This is a genomic window from Streptomyces sp. NBC_01335, from assembly GCF_035953295.1.
Classification (GTDB): Bacteria; Actinomycetota; Actinomycetes; order Streptomycetales; family Streptomycetaceae; genus Streptomyces.
On record NZ_CP108370.1, the window covers coordinates 284995 to 299720 of the forward strand.

Consider the following 14726-nt stretch of genomic DNA (forward strand, 5'->3'; position numbering starts at 1 on the left):
TTCGCTGCTCGGGTCACGCCCCGGCGGCGGGCAGGAACCGTACGCTGGGCCGCCCCTGCGGGCCGTCCCGGGTGACCACGGACCGCACCCGGTAGACGTCCGCGATGAGCCGCTCGGTGATCACCTCGTGCGGGGTGCCCGCCGCGACCACCCGTCCGCCGTCCAGCACGGTGACCAGGTCGCAGAACATGGCGGCCAGGTTCAGGTCGTGCAGGGCGACGACGCAGGTGAGGGGCAGTGAGGACACCAGGGTCAGCAGCTCCAGCTGGTGCTGGATGTCCAGGTGGTTGGTGGGTTCGTCGAGGAGGAGTTCGCGGGGTTCCTGGGCGAGGGCGCGGGCGATCTGGACCCGCTGGCGTTCGCCGCCGGAGAGGGTGTGCCAGGACTGCCCGGCGCGGTCGGTCAGCCCGGTCCGTTCCAGGGCCCGGCGGACGGCCTCGTCGTCCGCCGGTCCCGGCGCGGACCAGGCGCGGCGGTGCGGGATGCGCCCGAGGCGTACGACGTCGAGGACGCTCAGCTCGACCTGGGTCGCCGCGTGCTGGTCGACCACGGCGACCCGCCGGGCCACCGTGCGCCGGCTCGTCGTGGCCAGCGGTTCGCCGTCGAGCGTGACGAGGCCGCCCTCCGGCGGCAGGACGCCCGCGAGCACCCGCAACAGGGTGGATTTCCCCGAGCCGTTGGGGCCGATCAGGCCGACGGTGGCGCCGGACGGCGGGGCGAGGGTCACTCCGTCGAGAATGAGGCGTCCGCCGGCCGCCCGGCGCACCCGGTCGGCCCGCAGCCCCTCGGCGGGGGCGGTCATACGACCCTCCGGGTGCGGTGCAGGACCAGGACGAAGGCCGGTACGCCGATGAGCGCGGTGACCACGCCGACCGGCACCTCCTGCGGGTCCAGGACCGTCCTGGCCAGGGTGTCGACCCAGACCAGGAAGACGGCGCCGGCCAGCGCCGTGACGGGCAGCAGTCTGCGGTGTCCGGCGCCCGCGAGCGCCCGGGCGGCGTGCGGCAGCACCAGGCCGACGAAGCCGATCGCCCCGGCCGAGCTGACCAGCGCGGCGGTCAGCAGCGCGGTGGTGCAGAGCAGCATGGTCCGGGTCCGCGCGACATGGACGCCCAGGGTGGCAGCGGCGTCCTGCCCGAAGGCGAAGGCGTCGAGCGTACGGGCGTGCCCCAGGCAGATCGTCAGGGTGAGCACCACCACGCCGGTGCAGAGCTGGACGTCCGTCCAGCCGACCCCGCTGAGGGAGCCGAGCAGCCAGAACAGCACGCCGCGCGTCTGCTCGGCGTCGGCGGCGGTCATCACGGTGAACGAGGTGAGCGCGGAGAAGAGTTGCATCACCGCGACGCCCGAGAGCACGACCCGGTCCGTCGTCCCGCCGAGGGTGTGGCTGAGCAGGAGGACGAGCGCGAACGAGACGAGCGCCCCGACGAACGCGCCCGCCGAGAGGGAGATGGCTCCCCCGCCGACGCCCAGCACCACGACGACGACCGCGCCGGTGGACGCCCCCGAGGAGACGCCGAGGACGAAGGGGTCGGCGAGCGGGTTGCGGAGCAGCGACTGCATGACGGTCCCGCACACCGCGAGCCCGGCGCCGCAGACGGCCGCGAGCAGCGTGCGCGGCATCCTGAGGTCCCAGACGATGCCGTCCCGGATCGGGCTCAGCTCCGTGTCGCCGAGGCCCAGGTGGGCGGCGACCACCGACCACACGTCGGCGACTGAGATCCGGGCCGGGCCGATGGTGACGGCCACCGCGACGGAGGCCAGGAGCAGCACGGTTCCGCCGCCCCACAGGAGCGGTTCGGGCACGGCCCGCAGGCCGCTGCGCCGCCCGTACGGTACGGGGCGGGGGCCCGCGGACGGCACCGGACGGACGCTCGCGGACGGCACCGGGCGGGTGCCGGCCGACGCCGCCGGGCGGGCGCCCGCCGGGTCCTGGTCGGCCGTCATCCGGCGAGGCCGAACTCGCGCAGCCCCGCCGCGACGCGCTCGATGCCCTCCACCGTGCGGATGGTGGGGTTCATGGCCTGGCCGCTGAGCAGGACGTACCGCTTGTTCCGGACGGCGTCCATGTTCTTGGTGACCGGGCTGGACTCCAGGAACTCGATCTTCTTCTCGGCGCTCTCGGCCGTCTGCGACTTGCGGGTGAGGTCGCCGATGACGAGGACGTCCGGATCGCGGTCGGCGATGGTCTCCCAGTTGATCTGGGGCCATTCCTCGTGGGTGTCGTCGAAGACGTTCTTCGCGCCGAGTTCGGTGGTGATGATGCCGGGCGCTCCGCAGCAGCCCGCCAGGTACGGGGCCTCGGAGTTGGCGAACCAGTACATCAGGGTGGTGCCCGAGGCGTCGACGCCGTCCGTCGCCTTCGTCACCCGGGCCCGCAGGCCGGCGATGAGCTTCTCGCCGCGTTCCGGTACGCCGAACACCCGGGCCAGGTCGCGTATCTCGCCGTAGACGCTGTCCAGGGTGAGGGCGGTGGAGCGGGCGCCGTCGCCGTCGCCGCTGTTGTCCTTGCCGGTGCAGTCGGTGGGCGAGACGTACGTGGGGACGCCCAGGTCCTCGAACTGCTCGCGGGGCGCGACCCCGCCCTTGCCGAGGGTGGAATCGAACGAGGCGCTGACGAAGTCGGGTTCCTGCTCCAGCACCTTCTCCGAGGAGGGGGCGTTGTCGGAGAGCCTTCGGACCTTCGCGTTGGCCTTCTCCAGGCCCTTCATCACCGGGTCGGTCCAGGTGGCGGTGGCCGCGAGCCGGTCGGCGAGGCCGAGGGAGAGCAGGATCTCCGTCGATCCCTGGTTGAGGGAGACCGCGTGGCGCGGGGCGGAGGTGACGGTGACGGTGCGTCCGCAGTTGTGGAGCGTCACCGGGTATCCGGCACCGGCCGCACCGGCGGCGGCCGGTGCGTCGTCGGCGGCGCCGCCGCAGGCGGTCAGCAGCAGGAGCCCCGCCGTCAGCAGGGCAGCGCAGCGGGCGGATCGGGCCATGGAGGGCACGGGGTACCTCGGCGTCTCTGGGCCCATGCGCGGGGCCCGTTGTACGGAAGACCGCGGCCCGTACGAGCCGCGGGGCGCCAGCAGGTCTTCGGACTCGGGTTCGTGCGGACGGGGCGCCTTCCCGGGACACCCGTGGGTCTCCCAGTGGCCGTGGCCCCGCCCGTCCCCCTCACCGCTGCGCGTCAGTTCCGGACTCTCACCGGATTCCCTGACCCCATGTGTGGAGTGCGACTGGCACTGGGAAGCTATCACGCCCCTCCGTACCTGCCGGATGCCTGTTCGGTGCCGTACGGCCTGCCGCCGCGGGACGGCCTTCGGGCCGGGGACGACAGCGGGCGCCGCCGGAGGTCGTCCGGCGGCGCCCGCTGCTCACGGCTCCCGGGTCAGGGCAGCCGCAGCGCGATCACGGCGTTGTGGCCGCCGAACCCGAAGGAGTGGCTGACGGCCCGGCGGACGGCGACGGGCCGGGGCGCCTTGGTGACGCAGTCGATGTCGAACCCGGGCGCCGGGGCGTCCAGGTTGGCGATCGGCGGGACGAGCTGGTGCTGGAGGGTGAGCACGGTGAGCGCGGCCTCGATGGCGCCCGCCGCCCCCATGCAGTGGCCGAGCACGCCCTTGGGTGCGGTGACCGGTGGCCGGTGCGGGTAGGCCCGGGCGATGAGGGCGGCCTCGGTGGCGTCGTTGAGCGGGGTCGCCGTGCCGTGTGCGTTGACGTGGTCGACCTCCTCGGCGTGCCAGTCGGCGTCCCTCAGGGCGGCGTCGACGGCCGCCCTGGCCACCTTGCCCGAAGGGTGCGGGCTGGTGGGGTGGTGGGCGTCGGTGGTGGCCCCCGTGCCCGCGATCAACGCCCTGGGTACCGCACCCCTGGCCAGGGCGTCCTCGGCCCGCTCCAGCACCATGATGGCGGCCCCCTCGCCCATGACGAGGCCCGCGCGGTCCTCGGCGAACGGGCGGCAGAGCCTCGACGGGTCGCCGTCCGGCAGGGCCGCCGCCCCGGACCGTGCCAGGCCGGTCATCGCCACCGGGAAGACGATCGACTCGGTCGCCCCGGCGACGGCGATGTCGCACTGGCCGCTCATCAGCATGTCCCGCGCGACCGACAGGGCGGTGACCCCGGACGAACAGGCCGTGCACGGAGCGAGGCTGGGGCCGGTGGCCCCGAGCTGGATCGCGATCTCCGCGGCGGGCATGTTGGGGATGGTGAGCAGGATGCCCGCGGGTGAGGACGCCTCGGGTCCCAACCGGTCCAGCACCACGGCCTGCTCGGAGAGGGCCGCCGAGCCACCGCTGCTGGTGCCCACCACGACCGAGACCCGCGCGCCGTCCCAGCCGCCCGGGTCGAGACCGGCGTCGGCCACCGCCTCCCGGGCGGCGAGCACGGCGAACTTGACGTACTTGCCCATCCGGTAGGCGGTCCGGCCGCCGACGGCCTCGTCCAGGTCGATGCCGGTGACCGTGCAGGCGAAGTCGACCGCGCATCCGTCCAGTTCGGGTACCGTACGGGCCGAGGACACCCCGGCGAGCACGCCCTCCCAGGTGGAGGCCGCGTCGTTGCCGGCCGGGGTGATCATGCCCAGCCCGGTGACGGCGATCTCGGGCCTCTTCATCGGGTGTTGCTCACCGGCTCCCCATGGCGGGAGGCGGTACGGATGAACTCCGAGATGTCCGCGAGGGTGGCGTCCCGGTGGAGGGTGTCGACGGGGGTGTGGATACCGAGGGTTTCCTTGATGATGACGGCGAACTCCGCCACCGCGAGCGAGTCCATCTCCAGGCTGTCCATGGTGGACTCCGGGTGAATCTCGGCCGGGGGCACCTTGAACGTATCGGTCAGCACGCCGACGATCTTCGGATGAATGGCCTTCATGATCTTCCTCTTGTATTCGGCACATACCTGGGGGGTGGCGGGCGCGTTCAGCGGGCCCATCTCGGTAACTGACTGAGCCCCATCTGGTTACGCCTTCCGGCGAACCGATTCCTCTACGCCCACCTGCGGCTTCTTCCGCCCCATCGAGACAGCGAAGGCCGTTCCCCAGTAAGCCAGAAGGACGGCCTTCACTCCCAGTGAGCCGATCGCCTCGCGTACCCGCCGGACGCGCGCCCGAGAGGCGGCCGTCGCGCTCCCTTTCTCGCCGGCCACCGAACACCCCGCACCACCGGTCACCGGACGCCCCGCACCGCCGGTCACCGCGCGAACTCCTCGGCCGAGTGGGCGGGAGACCGGTGCCAGGGGCCTTCGGAGTCGTCGTAGGCGTCGGCGTAGGCGGGCCCGGCGATCGGGCGGGCGGCGAAGAGCTCGTCCGGCAGCGCGAACGACTCCACCAGCGCGGGGGCGTGGGCGGCGACGGTGGCCACGGCCTCCTCGTACAGGTCGGGCAGGGCGCGTACCTGTTCGGCCGTCACCCGCCCGTCGGCCAGCAGCTCCCCGCTGCCCTGCCCGACCTGCCGCAGCAGGAACAACCGCTCGACCTCGGCGAGCCGTTCGCGCGCGAGCCCCCCGGGCAGGGCGGCGCGGGCCTCCGCGAACGCCTCGGCGGCCTGCCGGACCGCGTGCGCCTCCACACCCCGCAGGGCGAGCCCCGAAGCCGCGTTCCAGCGGCCGAGCGCGTCCCCGGGCGGGGCAGCGCCCATCCGCGAGCGGGCCCGCGCGAAGCGGAGGGCCTCCAGCTCGGTGAGCAGCCCGCGCAGGAACGCCGGGTCCCGGAGGCCGCCCGGCGCCTCCTGCGCCTCCCCCGCCTCCCCGTCGGCCGCGCGCCCCGGGGCCGAGAGCAGCATCTCGGCCGCCGCCTTGGTGTGCACGGCGAGGTTGTCCCCCTCGGCGGTGATGGTGCCCTCGATGCCGGTGACCAGGGCCGCGAGCCCGTTGTGCTCCAGCAGCCCCTGGGCGCCGCAGCGTTCGCGGCACTCCACGATCACGTCCCTGGCCTGCCAGGTGATCCACCCCTTGGCGACGGCCACCAGCCGTTCAGCGGCCCCCCGGTCCGCCTCGCCCGCGCCTGCCTCCCACCGGTCGAGCGCCCGGCGGTGCAGCAGACTCATCGCGAACACCGTGGCCAACGCCTCGGCCAGCGGCCCGTGGTGGGTCCGGTGGGCGTACACGGGGACCGCACCCGTGCCGCGCGGACCCGCGACCGTTCGGTGCCCCGCGTAGCGCACGGCGACGGCGAGCGCGACGCGCGCCGAGCCGACCGCGCAGGCGCTCATGGCCAGCTTGCCCGGGGTGACCCGGGCGAGGGAGACGAGCAGGCGCCGCCGCCGGCTCGGCAGGGCGCCGGCGAACTCCCCGCCGTCCCCGACGTGTCCCTGCGGCCCGGCGAGCAGCGCCGCGCGGGGCACGAAGCAGTCGTCGAACGAGGTGAGGCAGTGGTCCACCGGCGACCCCATGCGGGCGGGCAGTCTGCGCACCCGTACCCCCGGCAGCGCGGCGTCGGCGTCGGTGAGCGGGACCAGCAGGAGGAAGACGCCGTGGTCGGTCCCGTCGACGACGAGCCGGGCGGCGACCAGCCCGCTCTTGGGGCCGCCCACCGGGCTGGTGTTGGGCATGAACTTCTGCGCGCCGGCGTGCGGGGTCCGCAGGACGAAGCCGTCGCGCGCGCGGTCGTAGGTGGCGGTCGTCTCCACCTCCGTCGCGTCGTTGCCGTGCGCGACCTCCGTACAGAGGAAGGTGCCGACCTCGTCCATGTGCAGAGCGCCGGAGAGGTCGCGGCGGCCCTCGGGGTCGTGGTCGAGCAGGCTGCCGAGGAAGAGGTTGTAGTGGATCCCCGCCACCGTGGCGAGGGTGGGGTCGACCGGCCCGAGCCACTCGTGCATCGCGGTGAGGGCCCGTACGTCGGAGGCGAGCCGCGCCGCACTGTCGAGGGAGCGGTTGATCAGCCGCAACCGGTCGTACGCGCGCACGAGTTGTTCCTCCGGGGTGGTGGTGGCGCCCGGGCGGCTCCGGAAGGGCTCGGTGGTGGTCAGCCGGCGCCAGAAGGCGTGCTCGCGGTGGAAGTCGGGGCCGAGGAGCACGGCGGTCAGAGCGTCCGTGACGGCAGGCGGCAGGGCCGGGGTGGGTTGAGGGGTCATATTCCGTTGAACGATCGCGGAACGGGGAGGACACCCGTCCTTCGTGCCGCTCCCCGGTCCACTCCGACGGGCGGTTCACGGTCCGGTCCGTCGGGCTCTTGCCGGCCCCTCTTGGACCCCGGCTCGCTACGGCCGGGGTCGGCACGCCGAGCCATGAGATGCGCTTGTTCGCCCGGGGGCAGGAGCCAGGAGTGACGCCGGTGCCGCCGGCCGACTCCTGCCACGCCTCCGTGCGGTGCCAGGGGGGGGCGACTCGTTGTCATGGCCGTCCGACTCCCGGCAGCCGTGGCACGACTGCATCGGTGTGACGGGCGCACGCCCCGAAGGTACGGGCGCACTCCCCGAGGGCATTCGTCAGACACCGCCCCAGACCGGGGCATCCGTTCCCCATCGACCCGGCGGACGTGCCCAGTTCACCGGGCCCCCTTCGTACGACACCGGCGGCAGCGCGTGCCGCAGTCGGCCCATGGGACTGTCGGTCTCGGTCAGCCGGTGTTCGGCGTCGAAGCCCTCGTCCTCGCCCGGAGCGGGTGCCAGGTCGTGGACCAGCCAGTGCGCGGTCTGCGTCAGCGCGAGGCGGACCAGCCGGGTGCCGCCCGTGCGGTGCTGCTCGGTGAGCGCTCGCAGGACACCGGCCGCGAGCAGATAGCCGGTGCCGTGGTCGAGCGCCTGAGCGGGCAGAGTACCGGGCGAGTCGGGCGAGCCCTCCAGCTCGGCGATGCCGGTGGCCACCTGGACCAGGCTGTCGAAGCCGCGCCGCTCGCGCCACGGCCCGTAACGGCCCCACGCGGAGAGCTGGGCGATCACGAGCCCTGGGCGGTGTTCGGCGAGCGCCTCGGGCGTCAATTCGAACCGTTCCAGCGCGCCCGGCCGGTAACCGGTGACTACCACGTCTGCCGCATCGAGCAGTTCCTCGAAGAGCCTACGGTCGGTGGCCTCCCCCAGGTTCAGGGTGGTCGAGCGTTTCCCCATCCCTGTGTCGTTGTGCGCCTCCTGACTTTCCGGCAGCTGGGGAGCGTCGATCCGCAGCACGTCGGCTCCGAGCAACGCAAGCGTTCGGGTGGCGACCGGTCCGGCCAGCACTCGGGTCAGATCCAGAACGCGCAGCCCCGCGCACGGTAGTGCGGCACCTCCGAGCATCCGATCCGGGGCATCATCGATGCGCGCCGTCGTCAGCAGCGGCTGCCCCGCAACCATGACCCCCTGCTCGCTCTTGGCCCAGTCCTCGGGGCTGCGGGCCGCGACGGCCAAACCGCCCGCCGCGTACACGGTTTCCTCCACTTCCCGCGCGGTAAGCCCCGCGATCGCCCGAGCCACCGCGTCCACCGCCTCCTCGACGACGTCTCCCGGCACCCCGAGAGCGGCGAGCAATCGGGCCCGGTGGTGCGGGTAATTGGCGTGCGTACGAACCCATCCGTCGGTCGCCCGCCAGAACCGGGACAGCGGCGAGAAGGTCGACCACCCTTGTCCGTCGACCCGCACCAACCGGTCGCTGAGGAACGCCGCCGCGACTGCCTCGTCATCGACCCGCACACGGGGCACGGGGCGCCCCGTGCGTACGGAAGTGAGCTCGGCGGCCGCGAGCGAGCACACCGCGACGGTGGCCCGCGCCAGCTCCATGACGGGCAGCCGCGCCGGCAGCCCTCCGGACGGACCGCCGTAGGACACCCGGTCGAGCAGCGAAGAATCGGCACCCAGTGCCGCCCAAGCCTGCGAGGCCCCCGAGATGATGGAAGAGTTCATGCCCACACTGTGGCACCGAGTGCCACCCACGGGAAGGGTTGCGTCATGGACCCAGGTCCTCGCCGACGCACACGTGAGAGTCGGCCGGAGAAGCCGCCCGCGCCTGCGGCGCCCCGGGACTCGCCTCGCTACCCACCACCTGCTTTGCGGCTGGAGTCCGAGCCAGGCCGTGCGGGAGCGGCGCGAACGCGTGACGGGCCGGGTGGCGACCGGACGCACTTGACGCCCCGTCAGGCCCGCCGGAAGGCCAGCGCCACGTTGTGCCCGCCGAAACCGAAGGAGTGGCTCACGGCGGTCTCGACGCTCTGGCCGCGCGGCTCCTTCACCACGCAGTCGAGCTCGAACGCGTCGGTCACCGAGTCGAGGTTGGCGATCGGCGGCACGAGCCCGTGCTCCAGCGTCAGCACGGTGGCCACGGCCTCGATGGCTCCGGCCGCCGCGAGGGTGTGTCCGACGACGCCCTTGGGGGCCGTGACCGTGGGCGCGTGCGGGAAGAGGCGGGCGATGAGGGCGGTCTCCATCGCGTCGTTGAGCAGGGTGGACGTGCCGTGGGCGTTGACGTGGTCGACCTCGCCGCGTGCCCAGCCGGCCTGCCGCAGGGCCTCCTCCACCGCGCGCTGCGCACCCCGGCCGTCCGGTTCGGGTGCGGTGGGGTGGTAGGCGTCCGTACTGGAACCGGCTCCGACGAGCAGTGCGCGGGTGCGCCCGCCCCGGGCGTTCGCGTCCTTCTCACGTTCCAGTACGAGCATGGCGGCGCCCTCGCCCATGACGAAGCCGTCCCGGTCGGCGGCGAAGGGGCGGGAGGCGCTCGCCGGGTCGTCGGACCGGGTGGAGAGGGCGCCCATCCGGGCGAACGCGGTGACGACGAGAGGGGTGAGGACGGATTCGGCGCCGCCGGCCACCACGATGTCGCAACTCCCGCTGTCCAGCAGATCGCGGGCGACACTGATGGCCGTCGCGCCGGAGGCGCAGGCGGTGACGGGGGCGAGACTCGGACCGCGGGCGCCGAGCGCGATGGCCACCTCCCCGGCGGCGGCGTTCGGGATCATCATGGGGACCAGCAGGGGTGACACGGCGTCCGGTCCGTCGTCGGCCAGTCTGCGGGCGTTGTCGACGAGGACCGAGACACCGCCCACCCCCACCCCGAGCACCACGCCGACCCGGCCGCCGTCCCAGCGCGCGGGGTCGTGTCCGGCGTCGGCGACCGCCTGCCGGGCGGCGACGAGGGCGAGTTTCACGAACCGTGCCATCCGCCACACGGAGCGTCCGCCGACCGCGGCGTCGAGGTCGATGCTGTCCACCGGGCAGGCGAAGTCGACGGGCAGACCTGTGAGTTCGTCGCAGCGACGGGCCGTGGACCGGCCGGAGCAGAGTCCTGCCCAGAAGGAGTGCTCGTCCGCTCCCGCCGGGGTGACGACCCCGAGTCCGGTGACGGCGACGGCGGTTTTGGCCCGGCTTCCGTGCCGCACGCCGCGTGGCGCGGTGCGGTGGGCCGCTCTCGCCGACTCGGCGGCCCGGTCCCGAGAAGTGGCCCCAGGCCGTGTGTCGAAAGTGGCGCCGTCCGCCCGGAGGGCGGGTCCGGCGGCGTCCGGTGCGTGCGATCGCAAGGCGGAGGGTCGCCCCGGTACTGGGTGTGTCGGGGCGATCCCGACAACGCGGCGAGCGGGCGTGCCAGGCGTCGCCGGAAAGGCGGGACTTTCGGCACACGGCCTGGTGCTTTCGTCAGCCAACTGCGACATGCTCTGTTCCTTCCGTCGTGGTCGTCGGCGGGGCCCCCGGCCAGCGAAGTGCCGCGGATCCCCAGGTGAGTCCGCCTCCGAACGCGGTGATCAGCACGTGGTCCCCCGCGCGCAGGCGCCCCCGCCCCTCGGCGTCCGCCAGCGCCAGCGGGATGGAGGCGGCCCCGGTGTTGCCCACCCGGTCCAGATGGGTGACGCAACGGTCCGGCCCGATGCCGACACGCTCGGCCACGGCGCTCATGATGCGGCCGTTGGCCTGGTGCGGCACGAAGTGGTCGACGTCGGCGGGGTCCCAGCCCACCGAGGTCAGCAGCGACCGGCAGGACGCGGTCATCCGCAGCACGGCGTGCTCGTAGACCGTACTGCCCCGCATCCGGAAGAAGGCGTCCTTCTCGGCGGGCGGTCCGACGGTGGCGCGGGCGCGGGCGCCGCCGCCCGGCACGGTGATCAGGTCGTGGCCCGTCCCGTCGCTGCCCAGGTCGAAGGCGAGGAGTTCACCGGGGTCGCCGCTGCGGCCCGCGGCGACCAGCGCGGCCCCCGCGCCGTCGCCGAAGACCACTCCGGCCGACCGGTCCCCGGGGTCCAGCCAGGTGGAGTAGACGTCGGCGCCCACCAGGAGAATCCGGCGGTAGAGGCCTGAGGCGACGAGCCCGTGGCAGACGGCGAGTCCGTAGACGAAGCCGCTGCAGACGGCGGCGATGTCGAAGGCGGGGACCGTCCCCAGGCCGAGCCGGGCCGCGAGGGCGGGCGCCGTGCCCGGGCAGAGGTGGTCGGGGGTGGCCGTGGCGAGCACCAGCGCGTCCACCCGGCCGGGCACGGATCCCTCGACGAGCCGGCGGGCCGCCTCGTGGGCGAGGTCCCCGGTGGAGAGCCCGGGACCGGCCCGGTGCCGGCTCACGATGCCCGTACGACGGCGCACCCACGCGTCGTCCACGCCCCACGCCTCGGGCAACGCGTCATTGCCCACCGGCTTTCCCGGCACCCATCCCGCGACGCCTTCCAGCACCGCCGTACGTACGCCGCCACCGGCGCCCGCCGTCGCCCGTCCGCTCGTCACCCGTCGCCCCGCTCCCCTGATCGGCCCGTACCCTGTCATGCGGACGGAGCAACTCACAGTGCGGATGCGTTCGACACCGCCGAACGGGTGACTGACGTTCACCTGTACGAGTGGAGATCGGCCCAACCGGTGGCATACCGGGGCCCGGTCACCATTCCCCCCGCGGACGCGGCCCGGCACCGTTCGCGGAACTCCCGAACCACCCCGCCGCGCGCGGGACAGACCTTCAGGAACCGTCCCCATCTCCCGTTTCTCCGTACCGCCGTTCGAACTTGGCGACCTGTCCCTCCGCGTCGACGACACGGGCGTGGCCGGTGTAGAAGGGGTGGCTCTCGGCGGAGATCTCGACGTCGACGACGGGGTAGCTCTGGCCGTCGTCCCAGTCGATGGTCTGCTCGCTGGAGGCGGTGGACCGCGTGAGAAAGGCGTATCCGGCCGACCGGTCGCGGAACACGACCGGCCGGTAGTCGGGGTGTTTGTCCTGCTGCATGACTGACTCCCGGGGGCGATGGGACGGATGGGCCGGCCCCGCCCTCTCCCCTTCCGGTGGAACGGGCGGGACGGATGCGGTTCCGACCACCTTCTCCAGCCCGGCCCCCGGGCGCGATCCCTGACCGCCCGTACGGGGCGCGGGCCAGGCCGTTCACGGTTCGGGCGCCCGGCACGCACGGCCCCGGGGCGTGTCGCCGGCACCGGCCCGGAGCCGGCGGGATCTGCCTCCGAGTGCCCCACGCACCAAGATCATCACCAGGCGGTGCGCAGGCCATCCGCGCGCGGTCGCCCGGAGTTCATCTCACGCCGCTACGTTCTCGCGGGCGCACCTCGTGACCCGGCCCCCGCCCGGGCTCCTGCCGGGCCCATGACGTGTGCGCACGACCGAACCCCTCTCCCCCCGGAGGCCCTTGATGACGCTCACGACCGTCGAGTCGCCGCTCGCCGCTCTCCCACCACTGGAACAGGCACTCATGGATCCGGAGTTCGCTGCACAGGCACTCGCGGAACAGGGGTTCGCCGCACAGAGGTCCCCAGCGCAGGAATCCACGACGCAGGAATCCACGGCGCAGGAATCCGCCCAAGCCGAGTCCGAGGACGTGGCCGAGGACGCGGACTCCCCCGCGGTCACCGCACCCGCCGCCGAACTCCGGCTCTCGCGGCGGCTGGTGCTGCGTGGTGCCGCCGTCGCGCTCGGCGCACTCGCCACCGGCTCCGTCGCCGGGGCGGCCGGGGCGCCCACCGCCGAAGCGGCCGAGTACGTCCTGCCCCAGGGCTACAACGGTGATATCTCGGACCTGAGGCACGTGGTGATCCTGATGCAGGAGAACCGCTCCTTCGACCACTACCTCGGCCGGCTCCCCGGCGTGCGCGGGCACGACGACAAGCAGGCGCTGACCTTCCAGGACGGCACGAGCGTCTTCCAGCAGCGGGCTGCGGACGGTACGGTCGTGGCGCCGTCCGCCTCCACCGCCACCTGGGGCGACAACCACAACTTCTACGGCGCGAACGAGGGCCGCTGGAACACCTGGGTGCAGGACAAGGGCGCGAGCTGCATGCGCTACTACACCCCCGACCACATGCCGTGGATGTACTCGCTGGCGAGCCAGTACACCGTCTGCGACATGAACTTCTGCTCGCTGCACGGCCCGACCATCCCCAACCGCTACTACCTGATGACCGGTACCTCGCACGGCGAGACGTCCAACGCCGGGCAGAACGACTACAGCCGCGACTGGCTGACGGTGCCCGAGCAGCTCCAGCAGGCCGGCATCGACTGGCGGGTCTACAGCGACAACAGCGGCAACGGCCTGAAAGGCGCCCTGCAGAGCGGCTTCGTCGGCGACTACGGCTGCAACGTCACCAACAGCTTCCGGGCCTTCGACCCCCGCTCGGCCGACCCCGAGGACCTGGAGCCGGGCACCGGCAAGATCTGGAAGGCCAACTCCTTCCTCTACTCCGGGGCCACCACCCCCGACGACGACTCCGACGCGAACCTCGACGCCGTCCTGCGCGACCTCGCCGCCGCCTGCGAGCCCGGCGCGGAGCACCCGTTGCCGGAGGTCTCGTGGGTGGTGATGCCTGCCGCGTGGAGCGAGCACCCCAACTTCGACACCGTGCACGGCGAGCGCTACATGGACAAGGTGCTCCGCACCCTCCAGAGCAACCCCGCCGTCTGGGACCACACCCTGGTGATCATCACCTACGACGAGAACGACGGGAAGTTCGACCACGTCCTGCCGCCGCGCCCCGAGCCGGGCACGGCCGGCGAGTTCTCCGGCACCACACCGTACGGGTTCGGGCCGCGGGTGCCGATGCTGTTGGTCTCTCCGTGGACACGCGGCGGATACGTCGCCTCCGAGGTGTTCGACCACACCTCGACCGTGAAGTTCCTGGAAACCTGGGCCGCCCACCTCGGCAAGCCCTTCACCTGCCCGAACATCACCGACTGGCGGCGCGCCGTCTCCGGCGACCTGACCAGCGCCATCGACTTCGCCCACCCGCAGCCCGGCCCGGCCGACATCGCCGACCCGGTGAACGGCACGCCGCCGCCGATGTCCCCGGACGGGATGAAGCCGCGCGGGCTCTCCTTCCATCCGCACGCCACGCTCACCGAGAACCGCTCGGCGGGCACGGTGACCGCCACCATGACGTTGTCCGGCGGCCCGGACGGCAAGGCGGTCAGCCTGCAGGTCTTCCCCGACAAGTACCTGCCGTTCACCAACACCCCCTACACGGTCTCCGCCCCGGCGCCGCGCCTGCACACCTGGGACGCGAGGAAGACGGACGGGAAGTACGCCTTCTCCGTGTACGGCCCCGACGGCTTCGTGCGCTCCTTCGCCGGCCGGCTCGTCCCCGCGGCCCAGAAGAACATCCCGGTACCGCGCGTCGACGCCGAGCTGGTCCCCGGCACCAGGGCCGAGGTCCGCCTCACTCTGCGCAACGACGGCGCCCAGCCGGTCCGTTACACCCTCACCGCCCACGACCACCTCGGCGGCACCCAGAGCTACAGCGTCGCCGGCGGGGCCGCCACCACCGTCGGATGGCCGACGCGGCTCGGCTACTACGACGTCGTCATCACCGCCGACACCGGCACCGGCTGGGCCCAGCGGTACGCCGGCCGCGTGGCTACGGTCTGAGGGGCGG

Annotated in this window: 11 protein-coding genes and 1 riboswitch; of the genes, 1 reads left to right on the top strand and 10 read right to left on the bottom strand. The window is 73.3% G+C overall.

Going from position 1 to position 14726, the window contains the following annotated elements; translation table 11 throughout:
* Positions 1 to 13 precede the first annotated feature (13 nt).
* The 10 genes from OG599_RS01195 to OG599_RS01240 form a co-directional block, all read right to left on the bottom strand.
* The gene (locus OG599_RS01195; protein ID WP_327174014.1) at positions 14 to 802 is read right to left on the bottom strand and encodes an ABC transporter ATP-binding protein; all 789 of its coding nucleotides are present in this window, start codon (positions 800 to 802) and stop codon (positions 14 to 16) included.
* The gene (locus OG599_RS01200) at positions 799 to 1947 is read right to left on the bottom strand and encodes a FecCD family ABC transporter permease (RefSeq protein ID WP_327174016.1); all 1149 of its coding nucleotides are present in this window, start codon (positions 1945 to 1947) and stop codon (positions 799 to 801) included. The genes OG599_RS01195 and OG599_RS01200 overlap by 4 nt, the downstream gene beginning before the upstream one ends.
* A complete protein-coding gene (locus tag OG599_RS01205; protein ID WP_327174017.1) occupies positions 1944 to 2978 on the bottom strand; it encodes an ABC transporter substrate-binding protein in 1035 nt (344 codons plus the stop codon). Before OG599_RS01205 ends, OG599_RS01200 begins: the two co-directional genes overlap by 4 nt.
* Before the next feature lie 71 nt (positions 2979 to 3049).
* Positions 3050 to 3238: riboswitch (cobalamin riboswitch) on the bottom strand.
* Positions 3239 to 3370: 132 nt separating this feature from the next.
* On the bottom strand, positions 3371 to 4594 hold the full coding sequence (locus tag OG599_RS01210; protein WP_327174019.1) for a beta-ketoacyl-[acyl-carrier-protein] synthase family protein: 1224 nt from the start codon (positions 4592 to 4594) through the stop codon (positions 3371 to 3373).
* Positions 4591 to 4851, bottom strand: a complete 261-nt coding sequence (locus OG599_RS01215; protein ID WP_327174020.1) for an acyl carrier protein — start codon at positions 4849 to 4851, stop codon at positions 4591 to 4593. The genes OG599_RS01210 and OG599_RS01215 overlap by 4 nt, the downstream gene beginning before the upstream one ends.
* A gap of 317 nt (positions 4852 to 5168) precedes the next feature.
* Positions 5169 to 7049 carry an acyl-CoA dehydrogenase family protein gene (locus OG599_RS01220; RefSeq protein ID WP_327174021.1) on the bottom strand — a complete coding sequence of 627 codons (1881 nt, stop codon included), beginning with the start codon at positions 7047 to 7049 and terminating at the stop codon, positions 5169 to 5171.
* 354 nt (positions 7050 to 7403) lie between these two features.
* Positions 7404 to 8792: a CoA transferase gene (locus OG599_RS01225; RefSeq protein WP_327174022.1), complete on the bottom strand. Its 1389-nt coding sequence runs from the start codon at positions 8790 to 8792 to the stop codon at positions 7404 to 7406.
* Positions 8793 to 9022: 230 nt separating this feature from the next.
* Entirely contained in the window at positions 9023 to 10261 is a 1239-nt protein-coding gene (locus OG599_RS01230) for a beta-ketoacyl-[acyl-carrier-protein] synthase family protein (protein WP_327174023.1), read from the bottom strand.
* Positions 10262 to 10514: 253 nt separating this feature from the next.
* Positions 10515 to 11588 carry a beta-ketoacyl-ACP synthase 3 gene (locus tag OG599_RS01235; RefSeq protein ID WP_327174024.1) on the bottom strand — a complete coding sequence of 358 codons (1074 nt, stop codon included), beginning with the start codon at positions 11586 to 11588 and terminating at the stop codon, positions 10515 to 10517.
* Positions 11589 to 11814: 226 nt separating this feature from the next.
* The gene (locus OG599_RS01240) at positions 11815 to 12078 is read right to left on the bottom strand and encodes a type B 50S ribosomal protein L31 (protein ID WP_327174025.1); all 264 of its coding nucleotides are present in this window, start codon (positions 12076 to 12078) and stop codon (positions 11815 to 11817) included.
* Between the two features lie 415 nt (positions 12079 to 12493).
* Here OG599_RS01240 and OG599_RS01245 point away from each other — a divergent pair, with 415 nt between their 5' ends.
* A complete protein-coding gene (locus OG599_RS01245) occupies positions 12494 to 14719 on the top strand; it encodes an alkaline phosphatase family protein (protein ID WP_327174026.1) in 2226 nt (741 codons plus the stop codon).
* Positions 14720 to 14726: the final 7 nt, after the last annotated feature.

Bases quoted from the DNA above. Each gene is read 5' to 3' on its own strand.
- OG599_RS01195 (WP_327174014.1), bottom strand. From the start codon at position 802: ATGACCGCCCCCGCCGAGGGGCTGCGGGCCGACCGGGTGCGCCGGGCG.
- OG599_RS01200 (WP_327174016.1), bottom strand. From the start codon at position 1,947: ATGACGGCCGACCAGGACCCGGCGGGCGCCCGCCCGGCGGCGTCGGCC.
- OG599_RS01205 (WP_327174017.1), bottom strand. From the start codon at position 2,978: ATGGCCCGATCCGCCCGCTGCGCTGCCCTGCTGACGGCGGGGCTCCTG.
- OG599_RS01210 (WP_327174019.1), bottom strand. From the start codon at position 4,594: ATGAAGAGGCCCGAGATCGCCGTCACCGGGCTGGGCATGATCACCCCG.
- OG599_RS01215 (WP_327174020.1), bottom strand. From the start codon at position 4,851: ATGAAGGCCATTCATCCGAAGATCGTCGGCGTGCTGACCGATACGTTC.
- OG599_RS01220 (WP_327174021.1), bottom strand. From the start codon at position 7,049: ATGACCCCTCAACCCACCCCGGCCCTGCCGCCTGCCGTCACGGACGCT.
- OG599_RS01225 (WP_327174022.1), bottom strand. From the start codon at position 8,792: ATGAACTCTTCCATCATCTCGGGGGCCTCGCAGGCTTGGGCGGCACTG.
- OG599_RS01240 (WP_327174025.1), bottom strand. From the start codon at position 12,078: ATGCAGCAGGACAAACACCCCGACTACCGGCCGGTCGTGTTCCGCGAC.
- OG599_RS01245 (WP_327174026.1), top strand. From the start codon at position 12,494: ATGACGCTCACGACCGTCGAGTCGCCGCTCGCCGCTCTCCCACCACTG.